Here is an 18,024-nt window from a genome sequence, read left to right on the forward strand (position 1 = left end):
CGGGTGGGTGTTACCCACCGCCATGCTCTACGGAGCCCGGACGTTCCTCGGGAAGCATTACTGCCCCACGCGACCGTCTTGCCGACCCATTCGGTTGGTAAGCATACCGCCCGTCACGCGTGATGCTTCCTATAGGCCGGACTCAGGCGTGCGTACGAGAATAGCTTCGCTGGAAGCACACATGATTACCTCGTCAGGAGACGCAACACGAATGGCCTGCATCTCGTTCTCGAGCAACTTCACACCGGATGCCAGTGACACGCCGCCCCGAAGCATTGACGCTCCCGTGCCGTACCGCGAACGCTGCTTCTCGTAGAGCGCAAGCAGGTCGGCCGGGACTTTCTCCTCCACGGCGCGACGGCCCGCGGCCGCAACCGTGCGTTCGGACGCGACGGTGCTGAGCGACGCATCCTTCTCGACCTCGATCTCAGCAGTGCGTGACGCGAGGGCATCACGCTGGGCCGACGTCTTATCGACTTCTCGTTGCTGATCTTCCATTCTCTGCATGACGGCAAGCTCGATTTCCTCAAGGTCACCGAGTCGTTTGCGAAGGGCCACCAGTTCTTGCTCAAGCGCCGCGACATCCTTGACGGATGAGCTGGATTGCACCCGATCGTTGTCGCGAGTGATGCGAGTCTCGACCACGACCACATCTGATTCAATGCGCTTCAGTTCGATGGTGATGTCTTCGAGACCGCCCTTCTGCTCCGCAAGCGTCAGCGCAATCGCCACCATATTCTTCTCGAATCCGGCGAGGGTGGCGATTTCTGGAATGCTTTTAGCTCGGTGATCGAGCTGCGCGAGCCTCGTATCGAACGCCTGCAGGTCTAGCAGCAGTGCCTGGTCATCGGGGCTGGCTTTCAACGCCATGAGTTCACTCTCTCGGTCATTCTTAGTGGATGATCCCGCAGTGTCATTGCACGACCACAAAGTCCCAGGGGTCGGTGCGCAGCTCGCTCACTGTCACGGTGACGCCCGGCAGTTCTGCACGCAGCTCTGAGGCGGCGCGGTCGAGCCACAACCACTCGCTGGCCCAATGAGACACGTCGATCAGTGCAGGGCCGCCCCCTGCGCGGGCGTTCTCGCGAGCCTCGGACGCGGGATGGTGTCGAAGATCGCTCGTGATGTACACGTCGGCGCCGGTCACAGAAGGGTCTGAGAGATAGGCATCCCCAGCCCCGGCACAGAGCCCCACCGTGGCGATGAGCCTGTCGAATTCACCTGCGACCCGGATACCACTGGCTGTCGCTGGGAGGATGTTGCCGAGGGAGCGCGCGAGTGTTCCCAGCGTCACGGGGGTAGGCAATGTTCCCACCCGCCCTATGCCACGAGCAGCATTCGCGCCCGCAACGATCGGGCGAATATTGCTGAGTCCCAGCTTCGAAGCGAACACGGCCGACGTGCCTGTTTCGACTACGTCGGCATTGGTGTGGGCGGCCAGCAGGGCGCACTGAGCCCGGATCAGCCGCGTGAGGGTCGCACCCTTATAGCGGTCGCTGGCAACGGAAGTAACGCCGCGCAGCAGGAGAGGGTGATGCACCACGAGCATGTCGAAACCCTGCTCTATCGCCTCGTCCGCGGTGTCGAGAACCGCATCCACAGCAAGAAGGATTGATGTCACCGGCGCACCAAGATCACCGGCGATGAGCCCGACCGCGTCCCAACTCTCGGCTCCTGATGCTGGCCAGAGTCGTTCTACGACTGTGGCAACATCGGCAACTGTCGTAGACACCAGCCCAGTCTAGGGGCGGTGCACTCCCAGCCTGCCCGCGGTCAGATGCGCACCGCCTCCTGGCGCCTAATCGCGGGAATAGCGGTGGCAAGCGGTAAGACCAGACCCAGCACGAGTGCCACCAGCACCCCGAGGTCGGTGGTGGCGACCTCACCGTCCAGCGGAAGGCCCAACAGCGTGAAACCGAACCCTTGCCACGCCAGCCATCCCACCGATGCGGTGGTCAAGCCGAAGCCGACGAAGCTGATCATCACGAAACCGACCAGGTTGATCCACCGCACATCCGGGTACACACCGCCACGCCTGAGCAGGGAGTCGCTCTCGAAGCGCCTGTTTCGGATCATGACCTCCGAGGCGAATATTCCGGCCCAGGCTGCGGTAGGAACCGCAAAACTCGTTGCGAGGTCGCGGAACACCTCAGCCATGCCATCGGTAACCGAGAACGCCAGGACAACAGCGAGCCCAACCAGTAGTGCTCCCACGACCAACGTAGAGCGCTGCCTTGACAGCCGCACCCCCACACTCTGCAGTGCCAGACCGCCCGAGTAGAGCGAAATAGTGACACCCGACACGAGGCTGAGAACGGTCGCCAGTACCAGCGGTACCGCGTACCAATCCGGGAGCATAGTCGACAGTGTCTGCAATGGCTGGGTGGCGAAGCCGATCGCTATTTTACGATCGGATGCGGCGAGCAGTGAGCCGTAACAAATCAGGATGAACGTGGGAACCGTCGTCCCAAACGTCGCCCACAGCATCGAGGAAGCTCCATTCGACCTCGGACGCTGGTATCGGGCCAGGTCTGCCCCGCTGTATGCCCAGACCAGGCCCACGAAACTGAACACCAATACCGCGCCGGTGACGGTCAGCAGCCACGAGCCGTCGGGAATTGTGAGAGCCACCGAGAGATCGATGAATTGAGCAGTCATGGCGACAAGCCCGACAATCAAGACGCCCGCGATGACACTCAGAATGAGTTGGATGCGCGCCAACAGCGGGTATCCGACGAACGACACGGCAAGAGCTATGCCAAATGCCACCACGAGGCTGACGAGGAGAACCTGCCTGGCCGCAAGCGCATCATCCACTCCCGACCCCACCAGGATTACGGAGACGGAGGCGGCCAGCAACCACAACAACACTGCCCCCCAGAACAGGCGCGAGACCACCGCAAGGGCGGCAGGCAGCACGTTGCCGAGCAACCCGAACGTCGACCTCGACACGACCATGGTGGGCTGCCCGCTGCGCTTGCCGGCAAGCGTGGTCAGCGCCAGCGGAATGAAGGACAGAGCAACACCACCCAGGATCGCGACAATCGACTGCCGAAGGCTCATCCCGGCAGCAAAAACCGTGGCTCCCAGCGCGACACTGATGATGGACGAATTAGCCGAGAACCAGAGCCAGAACAGCCGCGCGGCGCGGCCAGCCCGCTGTTCGAGCGGCGTCGGCTCCGGTCCGCTCGACTCGAGGCTGAATACACGTTGAGCGGCGGGCTCGTCAGTGAAAAACACCGACTCGTCTTCTGCGATCCGAACGGTCGAGAGTGGTTCGGAGGGCGGCGCGGACCGCACCTCGGACGCGGTGACCGCAGCGATACCCGTCCCACCAATCAGCCCGGCAAATGCCCGGTCGGTCTCGTCGACGTCATCGTCAAGTTCATCCTCGTAGGCATGATCAATAATCCTGATCGACCCTGTGCCGGTGGAGACCGGTCCGCCCAACGCCGTCGGGACCGCGCCAGCGAACATCGACTCAAATGAGTTCGGCTCGACGAACATCGAGTCCGGAGTGGCGTCACCAGCATCCGTGGGCTCGGGGCCTTTATAGTGCGACGGCTCGTTGTCGAGTGCCATCCCACCTGCTGGAACATCACCGACCGGGACATCAGCGGCTGGAATATCACGGGCCGGGACATCACCGTCGGAAACCTCGTCGGCTGCGTCATCACCGGCCACCACGCCGACCGGCAGATACGGCGGGGGTGCGGACGGAAGCTCTGAGGTTGACTCCGGACGGGGTGGGGCGATCGGCTCGATGAGCGGCGGCGGGAGAAACGTTCGACCATAATCGCCAAATTCCGGCTCAGGAAGGACCTCCGGCTCAGGAACCGACTCGAGCCTCAGCTCGGCGTCCGCCGTTGACGCAACAACCGCCTCACCTTCGAGAACCAGCTCGCTCTGGAGCGCCGGCTCGCTCTGGAGAACCGGCTCGCTCTGGAGAACCGGCTCAGGCTCCTGATCGACGACCGAATCGGGTTCAGGCTCCGTTGCCTGCTCGTCTAGGTAGGAGACCTTGCCGGTAGGAGTGATCGACCAGTTAAATGGCTCACTCACAACTGGAGGCACTAGTAGGGGTGCAGCGGCAGCAGCGGCCGCTGCCACATTCCAGGGAAAATCCGCAGATTCTAACTCTGGATCGGATGCGGTATCGGGCGCGACCTCTTCGCCTGAAACCGACTCTGGGTCCTCAGCTAAATCTGAGATTGCAGTCGGGCCGGGAGCTCGAATCGAGTCTGGAGCCAGATCGGTTTCTGGATAATCCGGGACGGGCTCCGACTGACTCGCGGCAACAGGTGCGGCGGCGTCCCCTTCCGGCGTCGCCGCAGGCACGGGCGCCCAAGCGGTCCACGCGTTAGGCGCCGGGCGATCCGCATCCGCGGCTCCACTTCTGTCAGCAGCGTCGTCTGCGGCGTCGTCTGCGGCAGGTTCTGAGGGCATGGAGTCAACCCATCCCGTGGGCTCACCCGGTGCGGAGGGGTCAAACTCAGCCTGCGGCTCCCACGGGGTCGGCTCCCACTCTGGAGTCGCCGCCACCGGATCTGGCGTGGGCTCAGCGGCCTGCTGGCCGGGATCAGCAACCAGGGGCTCCAGTGCTGGCCATTGGGATACAGGCAAGGCCGCGAGAAACTGGGGAGGCCCGTCAGGAAGCTCGACCGCCTGGGAGGGATCGGGAGCGGGGAAGAAGCTCCACGGTGCGTCAACCACATCCGGTGCCACGGCCGGAGGATCGAAAGGCGACACGAACGTGGGGATGATCGGCTCATCTGTGGCGCGCTCCCACGTGGGGGCCGACTCGACAATCTCAGGGGGCTCCCACGCTGACGTTGGCTCGTCATCCCAACCGTAGCCGGGCTGCCACGCCGACGCAGAATCAACCATCTCGGGCGGCTCCCATGACGGGGGCACGCTGACCTCAGAAGCGGCAGGGAGGTGCGGCTCCAGGAAGAGCGGGGCATCCAGATCGACGACAGGTTCTGTCTCAGCAACGGACGCGGATTGGGCTGACTCAGGCCCCGCAACAGGTGCCGTGGCGGGCGCGACTTCGGCGACAGGCTCGGCTTCGGCGTCAGGTTCGGCGCTGACATCGGCGATCACTCCACCGAAAGGGTCTTCGGGCTCGGACTCACGAGCCGCGACTTCGACGGCCTCGACCACGACGGTCTCGACTCCGCCCGTCTCGCGCTCCTCCGCGGGTGGCGCGACGATGGGTATCGCAGCGGTCGCCAACCACGAGTATTCGGCGGCGAGGGCATCAGCGAGGGCGTCGTCGTCGTGGATATCGTCATCGGACTCACCCACCGAGCGCGGTGTGACGGCTCCTGACGAGCGCGGGGCGGCGAACGCCGGGGCTGAAGAGGTCGAATCGAGATCCTCGTCGTCGTGTGCCATGCCGAAATACTATTGCCCGTTCTAGCCCCAGCGGGTCTGCCGAGCCGTGACAAGCGCACTTACCGACACGAGGATGAGCGCCAAACCTAGCCACCCTCCGGCGTAAAGCCGCTCACCGACGATCATGACAGCGAGCACTGTTGCCACCACGGGCTCGAGCAGGGTGATGGATGTTGCGGTGCTGCTGCGGAGCGTACGCATGCCGATCCCGAACAAAACGTAGGCGATGAACATTGGGCCGACGGCAAGATACACGGCAATGGAAATGCTTGGTCCTGACTGCAGCAACGGCCCCCCAAAGGTGATGAGTACCGGAGCGAGGGCCACAGCGCCGAGGCCGAACATCCCGCCCATGACCGCTCTGGATGATGCTCCCGTGCGAATCGCGCGGCTCGAACTGTAGGTATACAGCGCATAGGCAAGGCCGGCGATCAGCCCGAGACCGAGACCTGCGGTGGCCCCGAAACCGGTGAGGCCGCTTAGCGCGCCCGATTCCCGATCCGTTCCCCACGCCAGCAACAGGATGCCCGCCAGTGCCCCCACCGTGCAGATAGCCCACCGACGGGATGGGCGGTGGCGTTCGAACACCCATTCCAGGACGGCCGCGAACACGGGACCAGTGCCGAGCGAGACCACATTGCCGATCGCGACACCCGCCAGGTTCATGGAACTGTAGAACGCGAGCGGATAGACGAATACGCCCACGGCTCCCACCATCAGCCAACGGCGGCTGCCGGCATCCCGGATCGCTGCCAGCGACGCCTTCACCGAGATAGCGAACAAGAGGATGCCGCCGAACATCATCGTCGAGGCGCCCACCGCGAGTGGGCTCACCGAGCCGGGCAGGAAGCTGGCGGCGGTGCCAGTGGTGCCCCAGAGCAGCGATGCTACGACGAGCGCCCAGGTGCCGGACGACCGCGAGGGGGACATCATTTCTCGAGGCTATCGGTTGTGGAATCACGGGGTGCGCCGGGCTGCTGTCGGCTTTCATCACTGAGCTGGTCCGCGACACACGTTGAGGGCGTCCCGTTCAAGCCGCGGCCTCTGGCGTGGCGGAGAAATCTCCCGTCTGGCGGGAGTTGCCTACCGGCGGCGGGAGTCGCAACTCCCGCCGCAAGCGAGTTTCTCCCGCCGCGAGTGTTGCAACTCCCGCCACGGGGGACGCCTACCGCCCGTCACCGCCGAGCAGCCCGCCCAGCACGTTCGCGACGAGGCCGCCGCCACCGGAACCACCCGGCGAACCACCGTTCGGGCAACGAAGTGGCCACGAATAGGATGCCTGTTGGCCTGCGCTGCTCTCCTATGTCGACACCCCGGTCGTCGCCACCGGTGGTGGGCCCTACCGGGCTCGAACCGATGACATCCACGGTGTAAACGTGGCGCTCTACCAACTGAGCTAAAGGCCCGCGGCGATGTTCCGCAGGCTTCCAAGGGTAGCGGCAACTCTGGTGTGCGGTAAATCGTGTCTATCGAGGAGTGCGCGTCATTCCCACTACCGCCGCGATGGATTGCCAGACGACAAAGCCTTCGACTACGAGAGACAGCAGCCCGAGCGGCTCGAGCCAGTTGCCGATGTCATCCATCGCGCCGGGCATCCCCACAGTGCGGTTGACAACAAAACCCGCAATAACGGCCAGCGACAGTGCCGCGGATGCCACGAAATCACGTCGGTTGCCCGCCACGAAGAGACGTTCCATGACGACAAAAGCAGCAACGATGAGGGCCAGGTAGAGCCCCGCGAGGTAGAGAGTTTCGGCGAACTTACCGGGAATGTCCAGAATGTGGATGGCGGCGATGCTGGCGAGCCCGAGCCCGACCGCCACGCGTCGAGTGAGCGCGATGACGCGACTGTCGCCCGCAACGGTTTCGGTCCTAAGTTTCTCGCTAAAAGCAAACATGTTTCCCCCTGTGGAAGGCCGTGTAAAGAGAATTCCACCCTAAACTTCTGGGCCGTGCGCAACGGGCTGTCTGTGAGTACTTGCAGTGAAAGAGGCTCTATTCTCAGGGCCCTATCAGGTCGCGGAAAGGCCCTCGACCCCGGCGCAGTCAACGTGTGCGTGCCGGCACTGACGGACACTGATCGATCGTCATCTGACCTCAGGCGGTCGAGCGACGAACCCCACAGGCATACACTTCCGGTCATGGCAGCACCGTCCCAGACTCACCGCACCGAACACCGGCTGCCTGTCTTATTGGTCACCATCGGTGCCCTCGTGATCTATCTCTTTCTCCCCAATGAGGTGACGTTTCTGCCCTCGTGGACGATCCCGGCGGTGGGGGCGGTGGTGCTGATTCCACTCGTGCTGGCCAACCCTCGACGGCTCAATCGGGAAACGAAATACACGAGGTGGGCCGGCATCGGGTTCGCGGTGGGGCTCGCCGCGGTGAATCAGGTGTACATCATCCTGATCGTCAGGGAGCTGGTCAGTGGGGTCGCCAGCGGGCCGGCAATCCTGCTGACCGCCTTCGGCGTCTGGGGCACTAATGTCATCGCGTTCGCGCTGGTCTACTGGGAGCTGGATAAGGGTGGGCCCGTCGCTCGTCGCGTCGAAGGGCTGAAGGACGATGCCCAGCAGGACTTTCGTTTTCCCCAGCAGGAGTCGCGCCCCGCTGCCCCGTGGATGCCCGAATTCTTCGACTACGCGTATTTCTCACTGTCGAACATGATGGCCTTCAGCCCGACGGATGTCATGCCCCTGAGTCGGCGATCGAAAGCTCTGATGGCATACCAAGCGCTGACAGGATTTGTGCTTCTCGCGCTCGTCATCTCGCGCGCCGTCAACATCCTGACGCCGTAGGCGTCGTGGTCTGCTCAGCGCAGGAAAAGCTCGACCAGCAATGCCACGAACACCACGACGAAGACGGCAGGCGTGACAAACTTCACCACATTCAGTAACGGCGCGATTCGAATAATGTGCTGGCTGACGGCACTGGTGGGAGCCATTGACGTCAGATCGCGAGCAATGGCGATGCCTTCTGACGCAGCCGAAAACTGGGCGAGAGCCCCTAGAATGCCCGAAGCGAGCAGGATGCCGGCCGCCGCGATTCTCACGGCGAGGGTAGCCTCGCCTAATCCGACAATGCCGAGACCGACGGTGAATCCGAGCAATAATGTCGGTGCCAGTTGGGACACGATGACGTGCCAGCGGGCCTTCGTCCACAGGTCAATCAGTTCGCGTTCGCTCATCACTCAGACCCTGGTGGTGTGAAGCTCGGCGAGCGCTTCCGTGTACTCGGCGATGGACCGGGCGTCGCCGGGGGCACTGACGAAGCTGGCTCGAATCACACCGTCGATGTCAATCAGGAAGGTGGCTCGCGTCGCAAAACCCTTAGCCTCCAGGAATACGCCGTAGTCCTTGGCCACGTCACCGTGCGGCCAAAAGTCGGCCAGCAACGTGAAATCGTAACCTTCCGCCTCGGCAAACGCGCGCAGCGTCGCCTTTGAATCGACGGAGATGCCGATCAGCTCAACCTCATCGTTCTTGAACAGCGCGAGGTTGTCGCGAAGATCGCACAGTTCGGTCGTGCAGGTGCTGGAGAACGCCAGCGGGAAGAAAACGAGCACAACAGGCTTCCTGCCCCGAAAATCGTGGAGCCGGATGTGTTCGCCGAACTGGTTCGGGAGATCAAAATCGGGCGCCGTGGTGTCGTTGGCGAGTGTCATACGTACCGTTCCTTCCGCACTCTGCCCAATTTCGGCAGGCACGAGGGGTAATACTACGCTCGTGCGAGGTACCCCAGCGCCGACAACTAGAATTCATGGGCGTTGCAGATGTTGTGCGACGGTAGAACCAGCACTACACGGCACGGCCACCGCAACCCGGCGGTCGCGCTCCACTTCTGATAACCCCGCTTCTCATAAGAAAGAGGTCAACGGTGACGGTGAACGACCAGGACCCGTACTCGGTGAACAACATCGACAGGGATCCGGAGGAAACCGCTGAGTGGCAGCAGTCGCTGGACGGCCTCGTCGCAACCCATGGGCATGAACGCGGGCGCGAGATTATGTTGAGCCTGCTCAAGCGCTCCAAAGATTTGCATCTCGGAGTGCCGATGGTGCCCACCACCGACTACCTCAACACCATCGCTGTCGAGGATGAGCCTGCGTTCCCCGGCAATGAAGAACTCGAGCGACGCTATCGCGCATGGATCCGCTGGAACGCAGCCATCACGGTGCACCGCGCCCAGCGCCCCGGGATTGGTGTCGGTGGCCACATCTCGACCTACGCGTCATCCGCCGCCCTCTACGAGGTGGGTCATAACCACTTCTTCCGAGGTGCAGGTCACCCCGGTGGCGGCGACCAGATCTTTTACCAGGGCCACGCATCTCCCGGCATGTATGCCAGGGCGTACCTGGAGGGTCGACTCACCGAAGACCAGCTGACCGGGTTCCGTCAGGAGAAGTCGCACCCGTCCGGTGGGCTCTCCAGCTATCCGCACCCCCGGCTCATGCCCGAGTTCTGGCAGTTTCCGACGGTATCGATGGGTCTCGGCCCCATCAACGCGATCTACCAGGCACAATCGAACCGCTATCTCACCAACCGTGGCATCAAGGATGCGTCGGACCAGCAGGTCTGGGCCTTCCTCGGTGACGGCGAAATGGACGAGGTCGAGAGCCGCGGCGCCCTGCAGTGGGCCGCCAACGACGGCCTGGACAACCTGAATTTCGTCATCAACTGCAACCTTCAGCGCCTCGATGGCCCCGTTCGCGGCAACGGCAAGATCATCCAGGAGTTGGAGAGCTTCTTTCGGGGAGCCGGCTGGAACGTCATCAAGGTCGTCTGGGGCCGCGAGTGGGATGCGCTCCTGACTCGGGACACCGAGGGGGCGCTTCGCGACCTCATGAACCGCACACCGGATGGCGACTATCAGACCTATAAGGCCGAAAGTGGTGCCTATGTGCGCGAGAACTTTTTCGGGCGCGACCCTCGCACGCTGGAGATGGTCTCGGACTTCACCGATGACCAGATTTGGCGACTCAAACGCGGCGGGCACGATTACCGCAAGGTGTATGCCGCCTTCAAGGCCGCGCAGGAGCATAAGGGCCAGCCCACGGTCATTCTCGCGAAGACGGTCAAGGGTTACGGCCTCGGCCCGTCATTCGAGGGCCGCAATGCAACCCACCAGATGAAGAAGCTAACGCTCGACAATCTGAAGCAATTCCGCGATGAGATGCGAGTTCCGATCTCGGATGCCGCGCTCGAGGCAGACCCGTACCAGCCGCCGTTCTATCACCCGGGTGAGAACGACGAGGCGATCCAGTACCTACAGGAGCGTCGCCGCGAACTGGGCGGCTACGTTCCTGAGCGTCGAACGAAGCACACCCAGATTGCCCTTCCTGACGACTCCACCTGGGACATCGCAAAGAAGGGCTCGGGCAAGCAGGAGATCGCCACCACCATGGCCTTCGCGCGGCTGCTGAAAGACCTGCTGCGCGATAAGGGCATCGGCAATCGCATCGTGCCGATCATTCCGGATGAGGCACGCACCTTCGGCATGGACGCCTACTTCCCGACCGCGAAGATCTACAACCCCAACGGACAGCACTACACGTCGGTCGACCGTGAGCTGCTGTTGGCTTATAAGGAGAGCCCGCAGGGGCAGATCATCCATGTGGGGATCAACGAGGCTGGAGCGTTCGCTGCATTCACTGCGGCGGGAACCTCGTACGCCACCCAGGGTGAACCGCTCATCCCGGTTTACGTCTTCTACTCGATGTTCGGCTTCCAACGCACAGGCGACGCGATGTGGGCCGCGGGTGACCAGATGGCCCGCGGGTTCATCATGGGCGCCACCGCCGGCCGAACAACGCTCACTGGTGAGGGCCTGCAGCACGCCGATGGGCATTCCATCCTGCTTGCTTCGACCAACCCCGCGGTCGTGAGTTACGACGCCGCCTATGGTTATGAGCTCGGGCACATCGTGCGCGCCGGTCTGGAGCGCATGTACGGAGGGGTCCACTCTGACCCGAACGTCATGTACTACCTGACCCTGTACAACGAGCCCATCCGGCAGCCTGCCGAACCGGAAAACCTCGATGTCGATGGAGTGCTTCGTGGCATCTACCACCTCAAAGCCGCTGGCATCGAGGGCCCTCGCGCTCAGATCCTCGCATCGGGCGTCTCAGTGCCGTGGGCGCTCGAGGCGCAGCAACTGCTCGCGGATGACTGGGGTGTGTCTGCTGACGTGTGGTCGGTGACCTCCTGGACCGAGCTTCGTCGGGACGGACTGGATGCCGAGACGCACAACTTCCTGAATCCGAACACCGAGGAACGCGTGCCCTACGTCACAGACAAACTGTCCGGCTCGGACGGCCCGTTCATCGCCGTCACTGACTTCATGCACGCCATCCCGGACCAGATCAGGCAGTTCGTGCCCGGAGATTTCGCGACGCTCGGCGCCGACGACTTCGGCTTCTCAGACACGAGAGCCGCCGCCCGCCGCTTCTTCAAAATCGACGGACCCTCCATCGTGGTTCGAACACTGCAGTCGCTGGCCAAACGGGGACTCGTCGAGCGTTCCGCTCCCGCGCAAGCCATCGAAAAGTACAGGCTGCTCGATGTCACAGCCGGCACGACCGGCTCCACCGGCGGAGAAAGCTAGGCGACGCGCATTCCTCCCGTCCAGAAGACCAAGGCCGTCCAGAAGACCAAGGCACAGACGCTCGCCTGGCTGCGCACCATTACCGGTGAGTTGTCCACGGCGACGCTGAAGCGGCTCGAGGAGACTCTGCCCTGGTACGGCGATATGCCGCCGGGGCGGCGCTCTGCTGTCGGCCTCGTTGCCCAGGCGGGGATTACGAGCTTTATCAGCTGGTTTGACGACCCGACGTCGACCCCGTGGATTGCCGCCGACGTGTTTGGCGCGGCTCCGCGCGAGTTGCTGAGATCCGTCTCCCTGACCCAGACGCTCCAGCTCATCCGGCTGACTGTCGAAGTGGTCGAGCACCGGATCAAGAGCGATGACGACGTGCTACGGGAGGGCATCCTGCTGTATTCGCGTGAAATCGCTTTTGCCGCGGCCGATGTCTACGCGCGTGCGGCCGAAGCTCGAGGCCTGTGGGATGCCCGACTGGAGGCTCTCGTCGTCGACTCGATTCTCAGCGGGGAGTACGACAACGAACTCCCGTCGCGCATCGCGGCGCTCGGCTGGAACGGCCACGGCGAGGTGTGCGTTCTCGTCGGGACGGCGCCCAAAATGCTGGATGTCGACCAGTTGCGTCGCACCGCGCGTCACCTCGATGCCGACGTGCTCATCGGGGTGCAGGGCAGCAGGCTGGTGCTGGTCATCGGTCGCGCGAGCCCCAGGACCGATGACCCGGATGTCACGGAACCGATGCCGTTCCTCGAGATCGCCCGTCACCTCGAGCCCGGATTCGGCGCGGGTCACCTCGTTCTCGGCCATGAGGTACCGACCCTGGTGGACGCGTCAAAGAGTGCGAAAGCGGCCCTCGCCGGTTTCGCCGTGGCTCGCTCGTGGCGAAACGCTCCCCGCCCGACGCTGGCCGACGACCTGCTTCCCGAACGGGCGTTCGCCGGTGATCCCCTGGCCAGATCCACTCTCATCAACCGCATCTATAAGCCGTTGCAAGCGCACTCCACCGACCTGCTGGCGACACTGTGGTGCTACCTCGACAACGGGCGTTCCCTCGAGGCCACCGCCCGCGAGCTGTTCGTTCATCCCAACACGGTGCGCTACCGCCTGAAACGGGTCAGCGACGTGATCGGGTGGGATGCCACCGGCGCACGCGAGGCTCTGATCCTGCAGTCCGCCCTCATTGTCGGTTCAATTGCGGACCCCGACGCGTTGAAGCGGCGCTGAAACCCCGTGATGATGAACACATCCCACAACGTTTTGGTCGTTTCCTGGGATGTTCAGGTCAGCCAACGCCGCCGAAGCTTGGCAGACTAGAGCGGTGATCGTCATTGTTGCGCCCGGACAGGGCTCCCAAACACCCGGCTTTCTCGGCCCCTGGCTGACCGAGCAGCGCTTCCGGGACCAGCTTGACACAATCTCGCATTCGGTGGGGATGGATCTTATTGCGCACGGCACCACGAGTGACGCAGACGTCATTCGTGACACGAAGGTTGCCCAGCCGCTCATCGTTGCGGCAGGTCTCATCACCGCTGCAGCGCTTCTGGCCGACGGTCGTCGCGAGAAAGTCGGCGGTGTCGCGGGCCATTCGGTCGGCGAAATCACCGCCGCCGCGGTATCCGGAATTCTCAGTGAAACGGATGCCGTGGCGTTCGTGCGCGAGCGAGGCAGTGCGATGGCGGATGCCGCAGCGCTGACGCCCACGGGAATGTCGGCCGTCCTCGGGGGCGATGAGGCGGCCGTGCTCCACCGTCTCGAGGAACTCGACCTGTCCCCGGCGAACTTCAACGGTGGCGGACAAATCGTCGTCGCGGGCGCGCTCCCGGCGCTATCCGAGCTTGCCGCTCACCCTGTGCCCGGCACCCGCGTCATCCCGCTGCAGGTCGCCGGTGCGTTTCACACCCACTTCATGCAGCCGGCCGTCTCGAGGCTTGAATCCTTCGCGTCCGGGCTCAAGAAGAACGACCCGAACCTTCCCATCTGGACTAATAATGACGGTTCACGCGTCGCGGAGGGCAGCCGATTCGTCGAGTTGATGGTCGGGCAGGTGTCGTCGCCGGTACGGTGGGATCGGGCCATGGAGGCGTTCGCCGCCGCCGGGGTCACCGGCATCATCGAGCTCGCTCCCGCCGGCGCTCTGGTGGGTCTGGCCAAGCGAGGCCTGAAGGGAGTTCCCTCGGTGGCGGTGAAAACACCGGATGACCTGCCCGCAGCATTCGCGATGATCGATGGAGACAACTGATGGCCACCCTCACACAATCGCACGGGGTCGAGTTCACCCGCATCTATAGCTACGGCGCCGCACGTGGCGATCTCGTCGTGCCCAACAGTGCCCTAATTGGCCCGATCGACTCCAGCGATGAGTGGATCCAGCAGCGCACCGGCATCATCACTAGAACGCGAGCCTCGGCCGGCGTCCTGGCAATCGACCTTGCGACGGATGCGGCGAAGGAGGCGATCGAAAAGTCCGGCGTTCCCGCCGCTGACATCGACCTCGTCATCGTGGCCACCATCGGCAATGTCCGGCAGACCCCATCCATGGCGGCCGTGCTCGCAGACCGGGTCGGATCCAATCCCGCCGCCGCCTACGATTCCAATGCGGCCTGTGCGGGATTCAGTTACGGCGTCACCCAGGCGGACGCGCTCATCCGTGCTGGTGCTGCGCACTACGCCCTCGTGGTGGGGGCCGAGAAACTCTCCGACATCGTCGACCCCACCGATCGTTCGATCTCGTTCCTGCTGGGCGACGGTGCGGGCGCGGTCGTGATTGGCCCGAGCGAGTTCCCCGGCATCGCGGCTCCCGTCTGGGGCTCGGACGGTTCGAAGGCAGACGCCGTGGGCATGAACGGCACCCTCGTCGACTTCCGCGACGGCACAGTGCCCTGGCCGACACTGCACCAAGACGGCCAGGTAGTGTTCCGGTGGGCGGTATGGGAGATGGCCAAGGTCGCCAAGCGCGCCTTGGAAGTCGCCGGTATCACCGCGAGCGACCTGGCGGCGTTCGTTCCCCACCAGGCGAACATGCGGATCATCGACGAACTGGCGAAGCAGTTGACGCTGCCCGAGAACGTGGTCATCGGGCGTGACATCGCCACGACGGGCAACACCTCCGCGGCGTCGATCCCGCTCGCGACGCATCGACTGCTGGCCGAGCATCCCGAGCTGAGTGGAGGCCTGTGCCTGCAGATTGGTTTCGGGGCTGGGCTCGTTTTCGGCGCGCAGGTTGTCGCACTCCCCTAAACTAAACAACGGTCAAATTTCATGTCCCCAAGGAGAAAAACAATGGCACTGTCCACCGAAGAAGTCCTCGCCGGCCTGGCTGAACTCATCAATGACGAAACCGGCATCGCGACTGACACTGTCGAACTGGACAAATCGTTCACCGACGACCTCGACATCGATTCGATCTCGATGATGACCATCGTCGTGAACGCAGAAGAGAAGTTCGACGTCAAGATCCCGGATGAAGAGGTCAAGAACCTCAAAACAGTCGGCGACGCGGTCAGCTTCATCACCGGCGCGCAGGGCTAGAACTTCCGTCCACGGAATGGCGGGTCGGAGCCCGGGTCGCCATTCCACCGGCAATGTCCGCTCGACTGCCACTGATACCTCGAACATTGTTCACAGGGCAATAGACACCGGCAATGCCCGCTCCAAAGGAACGTCACATGACCAAGAAAATCGTCGTAACCGGCATCGGCGCTACCACCCCCCTCGGTGGCACGGCCCGCGAATCGTGGGATGCCCTCCTGGCGGGCGAGTCGGGAATCCGCAGCCTCCAGCACGAGTGGGTGGGCAAGCACGATCTCCCCGTGACCTTCGCCGGTGAGGCCAGGGTTCGACCGGAGGAGGTACTCGAGCGGGTTGAGTACAAACGCCTCGACCCGTCCAGCCAGTTCGCGCTGATCTCGGCGCGTGAGGCCTGGGCAGATGCGGGGTCACCCGAGGTTGATCCAGTCCGTGTCGGTGTCGACTACTCGACAGGAATCGGAGGCCTGTGGACGCTGCTCGATGCGTGGGACACGCTGAAGGAGAAGGGCCCACGGCGGGTTCTTCCGATGACGATCCCCATGCTGATGCCGAATGCGGCGGCAGCGGCGATAAGTATGTCTATTCCGTCGCGGGCCTATGCGCGGACCGATGTTTCGGCGTGCGCTTCGAGCACGGAAGCCATCGCCAACGCCTATAACCACCTGCAGAAAGGCCTGGCCGATGTTGTCATTGCAGGTGGCACCGAGGCTGTGGTGCATCCGCTACCGATCGCCGCTTTCGCTGCCATGCAGGCGCTGTCCAGGCGAAACGACGACCCCGCCACGGCCTCCAGGCCGTACGACGTCAGTCGCGACGGCTTCGTGCTCGGTGAAGGCGCCGGCACGATCATCCTCGAAACGGAAGAACACGCAATCGCTCGCGGTGCCCGCATTTACGCAGAACTTGCCGGCGGCGCGGTTACGAGTGACTCGTTCCACATCACGGCGCCAGATCCCGAGGGCTCGGCCGCGGCTCGCGCGATGCTCGGCGCCCTCGAGCAGGCAGGCGCATCCATCGAGGACGTTCGCCACATCAACGCTCACGCGACCAGCACCCCCGTCGGTGACATCGCCGAATACAAGGCGCTGCTGCGTGTGTTCGGCGACCTTCTACCCGGCATTCCCGTCTCAGCGACGAAGGCGGCGACCGGTCATCTGCTAGGCGGAACGGGAGCGCTCGAAGCGATCTTCACCATCCTGGCGCTTCACCACCGCACCGCTCCCCCGACGATCAATCTCACGGAGCAGGATCCACTGATCCCGCTGGACGTCGTGACCACACCCCGTGCGCTGGGGGACGGACCGCTGCTGGCCATGAGCAACTCGTTCGGGTTCGGCGGGCACAATGCCGTGGTGGTGTTCCGGAGCTACGAGTCGGAGTAGCGCCACGGCCGCACTCGCGGTGAGGCCGCACTGGTGTCGATCAGAACTGACTCAGAACAGAGCTGACTCAGAACAGAATCCACTCAGAACTGAATTGGCCGGCAGCCGTCATGGATGGTGCATTCACCGTCGAAGGCAAGCAGGTCATCTTCAGTCACGAGTCGTTCGAGTTGTTCAAGGTCGATAAATGAGGGGGCGAGCTCACCGATCAAGCCCTCGAGTTCGCGGTGCAGAGTGTCCATGATTGTTTCCTAGCCGACCTTGTGGAGCCATACGACGGCCGAATCCTGGCTGGCATGGCGGAAGACCTCCAGCTCTTCGTCCCAGGCCTGGCCGAGTGCCAGCCTCAGCTCACGATGCAGTTCTACGGCGTTCGCACCGGCGATATCCATGGCGTACCGCAGGCGATCCTCAGGGATCACCATGTTCCCCGCCGTGTCGGTCTGCGCGTAGAAGATTCCGAGGTCTGGGGTGTGCATCCAGCGGCCACCGTCGGTGCCGAGCCCGGCGTCCTCAGTGACCTCGTAGCGAAGGTGCTCCCAGCCGCGCAGCGCCGATGCGAGACGTGCGCCCGTGCCGCGAGGGCCCTCCCAGTAAAACTCTGCACGCTGCGAGCCCTTGAGCACGGGTTGCGGGTCCCAGGTGAAGTTCACGGCACGATTCAGCGCGCGCCCTGCTGCCCACTCAATGTGCGGGCACAGGGCACGGGGCGATGAGTGCACAAATAGCACTCCGCGAGCGTGTGATGCAGTCACGATAACTCCGTTCCGGTTGGGTGCGACTTCCCCATCGACCCGTGGAACGTTCCGTTACCGAATATTCAGTTGTGCAGTTGCCTGCTTCGGACATTATTGCGGATAAAGCTGCCGAATGACAAGTATGTCATTCGAGATTCGCGGATTTGTCGAGTCAGGGGTTCACGCCTGTGCGCAGTGGTCGTCCACGGCGAGGTGGCTCGGCGTCCAGCCCGAACGGCTCCGAATCACGCAGAAGCACCGCGGCGCGGTCGAGCCAGCGCAACTGGGCCTCCGCCGATTCCACTTTTGCGTCGATGACAAGTTGGCGAGACAGATCGGGCGAGGGCAGTTTGGCACGCGCGGCATCACGGGCCACCACGGCC

Annotated in this window: 16 protein-coding genes, 1 tRNA gene and 1 pseudogene; 7 read left to right on the plus strand and 11 right to left on the minus strand. The window is 63.4% G+C overall.

Annotated features, from left to right (window positions below):
• Window positions 1–129: 129 nt before the first annotated feature.
• The 6 genes from RMN95_RS14985 to RMN95_RS15010 all read right to left on the minus strand — a co-directional run bounded on the left by RMN95_RS14985 (window position 130) and on the right by RMN95_RS15010 (window position 7,295).
• Entirely contained in the window at window positions 130–870 is a 741-nt protein-coding gene (locus RMN95_RS14985) for a hypothetical protein (RefSeq protein WP_309617710.1), read from the minus strand.
• 43 nt (window positions 871–913) lie between these two features.
• Complete coding sequence (locus tag RMN95_RS14990) at window positions 914–1,732, minus strand: Nif3-like dinuclear metal center hexameric protein (protein WP_309617711.1); 819 nt, start codon at window positions 1,730–1,732, stop codon at window positions 914–916.
• A 41-nt stretch (window positions 1,733–1,773) separates the two neighbouring features.
• A complete protein-coding gene (locus RMN95_RS14995; RefSeq protein ID WP_309617712.1) occupies window positions 1,774–5,397 on the minus strand; it encodes a cytosine permease in 3,624 nt (1,207 codons plus the stop codon).
• 21 nt (window positions 5,398–5,418) lie between these two features.
• Window positions 5,419–6,330, minus strand: a complete 912-nt coding sequence (locus RMN95_RS15000; protein WP_309617713.1) for an EamA family transporter — start codon at window positions 6,328–6,330, stop codon at window positions 5,419–5,421.
• Window positions 6,331–6,727: 397 nt separating this feature from the next.
• Window positions 6,728–6,803: transfer RNA gene (locus RMN95_RS15005), tRNA-Val, on the minus strand.
• Window positions 6,804–6,863: 60 nt separating this feature from the next.
• Entirely contained in the window at window positions 6,864–7,295 is a 432-nt protein-coding gene (locus RMN95_RS15010) for a hypothetical protein (RefSeq protein WP_309617714.1), read from the minus strand.
• A 243-nt stretch (window positions 7,296–7,538) separates the two neighbouring features.
• Here RMN95_RS15010 and RMN95_RS15015 point away from each other — a divergent pair, with 243 nt between their 5' ends.
• Window positions 7,539–8,195 carry a DUF1345 domain-containing protein gene (locus RMN95_RS15015; RefSeq protein ID WP_309617715.1) on the plus strand — a complete coding sequence of 219 codons (657 nt, stop codon included), beginning with the start codon at window positions 7,539–7,541 and terminating at the stop codon, window positions 8,193–8,195.
• A 14-nt stretch (window positions 8,196–8,209) separates the two neighbouring features.
• Here the strand turns inward: RMN95_RS15015 and RMN95_RS15020 are convergent, their stop codons facing one another.
• Complete coding sequence (locus RMN95_RS15020; RefSeq protein ID WP_309617716.1) at window positions 8,210–8,584, minus strand: hypothetical protein; 375 nt, start codon at window positions 8,582–8,584, stop codon at window positions 8,210–8,212.
• Between the two features lie 3 nt (window positions 8,585–8,587).
• On the minus strand, window positions 8,588–9,061 hold the full coding sequence (locus RMN95_RS15025) for a peroxiredoxin (protein WP_309617717.1): 474 nt from the start codon (window positions 9,059–9,061) through the stop codon (window positions 8,588–8,590).
• Window positions 9,062–9,273: 212 nt separating this feature from the next.
• Here RMN95_RS15025 and aceE point away from each other — a divergent pair, with 212 nt between their 5' ends.
• The 6 genes from aceE to RMN95_RS15055 all read left to right on the plus strand — a co-directional run bounded on the left by aceE (window position 9,274) and on the right by RMN95_RS15055 (window position 16,904).
• Window positions 9,274–12,000: a pyruvate dehydrogenase (acetyl-transferring), homodimeric type gene (gene aceE / locus RMN95_RS15030; protein WP_309617718.1), complete on the plus strand. Its 2,727-nt coding sequence runs from the start codon at window positions 9,274–9,276 to the stop codon at window positions 11,998–12,000.
• 69 nt (window positions 12,001–12,069) lie between these two features.
• The gene (locus RMN95_RS15035; protein WP_309617725.1) at window positions 12,070–13,218 is read left to right on the plus strand and encodes a helix-turn-helix domain-containing protein; all 1,149 of its coding nucleotides are present in this window, start codon (window positions 12,070–12,072) and stop codon (window positions 13,216–13,218) included.
• A gap of 94 nt (window positions 13,219–13,312) precedes the next feature.
• Window positions 13,313–14,233, plus strand: a complete 921-nt coding sequence (locus RMN95_RS15040; protein ID WP_309617719.1) for an ACP S-malonyltransferase — start codon at window positions 13,313–13,315, stop codon at window positions 14,231–14,233.
• The gene (locus RMN95_RS15045; protein ID WP_309617720.1) at window positions 14,233–15,231 is read left to right on the plus strand and encodes a beta-ketoacyl-ACP synthase III; all 999 of its coding nucleotides are present in this window, start codon (window positions 14,233–14,235) and stop codon (window positions 15,229–15,231) included. The genes RMN95_RS15040 and RMN95_RS15045 overlap by 1 nt, the downstream gene beginning before the upstream one ends.
• 42 nt (window positions 15,232–15,273) lie before the next feature.
• A complete protein-coding gene (locus tag RMN95_RS15050; protein ID WP_309617721.1) occupies window positions 15,274–15,522 on the plus strand; it encodes an acyl carrier protein in 249 nt (82 codons plus the stop codon).
• A 137-nt stretch (window positions 15,523–15,659) separates the two neighbouring features.
• Window positions 15,660–16,904, plus strand: a complete 1,245-nt coding sequence (locus tag RMN95_RS15055) for a beta-ketoacyl-[acyl-carrier-protein] synthase family protein (RefSeq protein WP_309617722.1) — start codon at window positions 15,660–15,662, stop codon at window positions 16,902–16,904.
• A gap of 83 nt (window positions 16,905–16,987) precedes the next feature.
• On the opposite strand, the gene RMN95_RS15060 is transcribed toward RMN95_RS15055, so the two are convergent.
• The 3 genes and pseudogenes from RMN95_RS15060 to RMN95_RS15070 form a co-directional block, all read right to left on the minus strand.
• The gene (locus RMN95_RS15060) at window positions 16,988–17,146 is read right to left on the minus strand and encodes a hypothetical protein (protein WP_309617723.1); all 159 of its coding nucleotides are present in this window, start codon (window positions 17,144–17,146) and stop codon (window positions 16,988–16,990) included.
• A gap of 9 nt (window positions 17,147–17,155) precedes the next feature.
• A complete protein-coding gene (locus tag RMN95_RS15065; protein WP_309617724.1) occupies window positions 17,156–17,659 on the minus strand; it encodes a DUF3145 domain-containing protein in 504 nt (167 codons plus the stop codon).
• A gap of 154 nt (window positions 17,660–17,813) precedes the next feature.
• A pseudogene (locus RMN95_RS15070) lies at window positions 17,814–18,024 on the minus strand (hypothetical protein); the annotation flags it as partial.

It is taken from the genome of Salinibacterium sp. (genome assembly GCF_031364185.1).
In the GTDB taxonomy this organism is placed as follows: domain Bacteria; phylum Actinomycetota; class Actinomycetes; order Actinomycetales; family Microbacteriaceae; genus Rhodoglobus.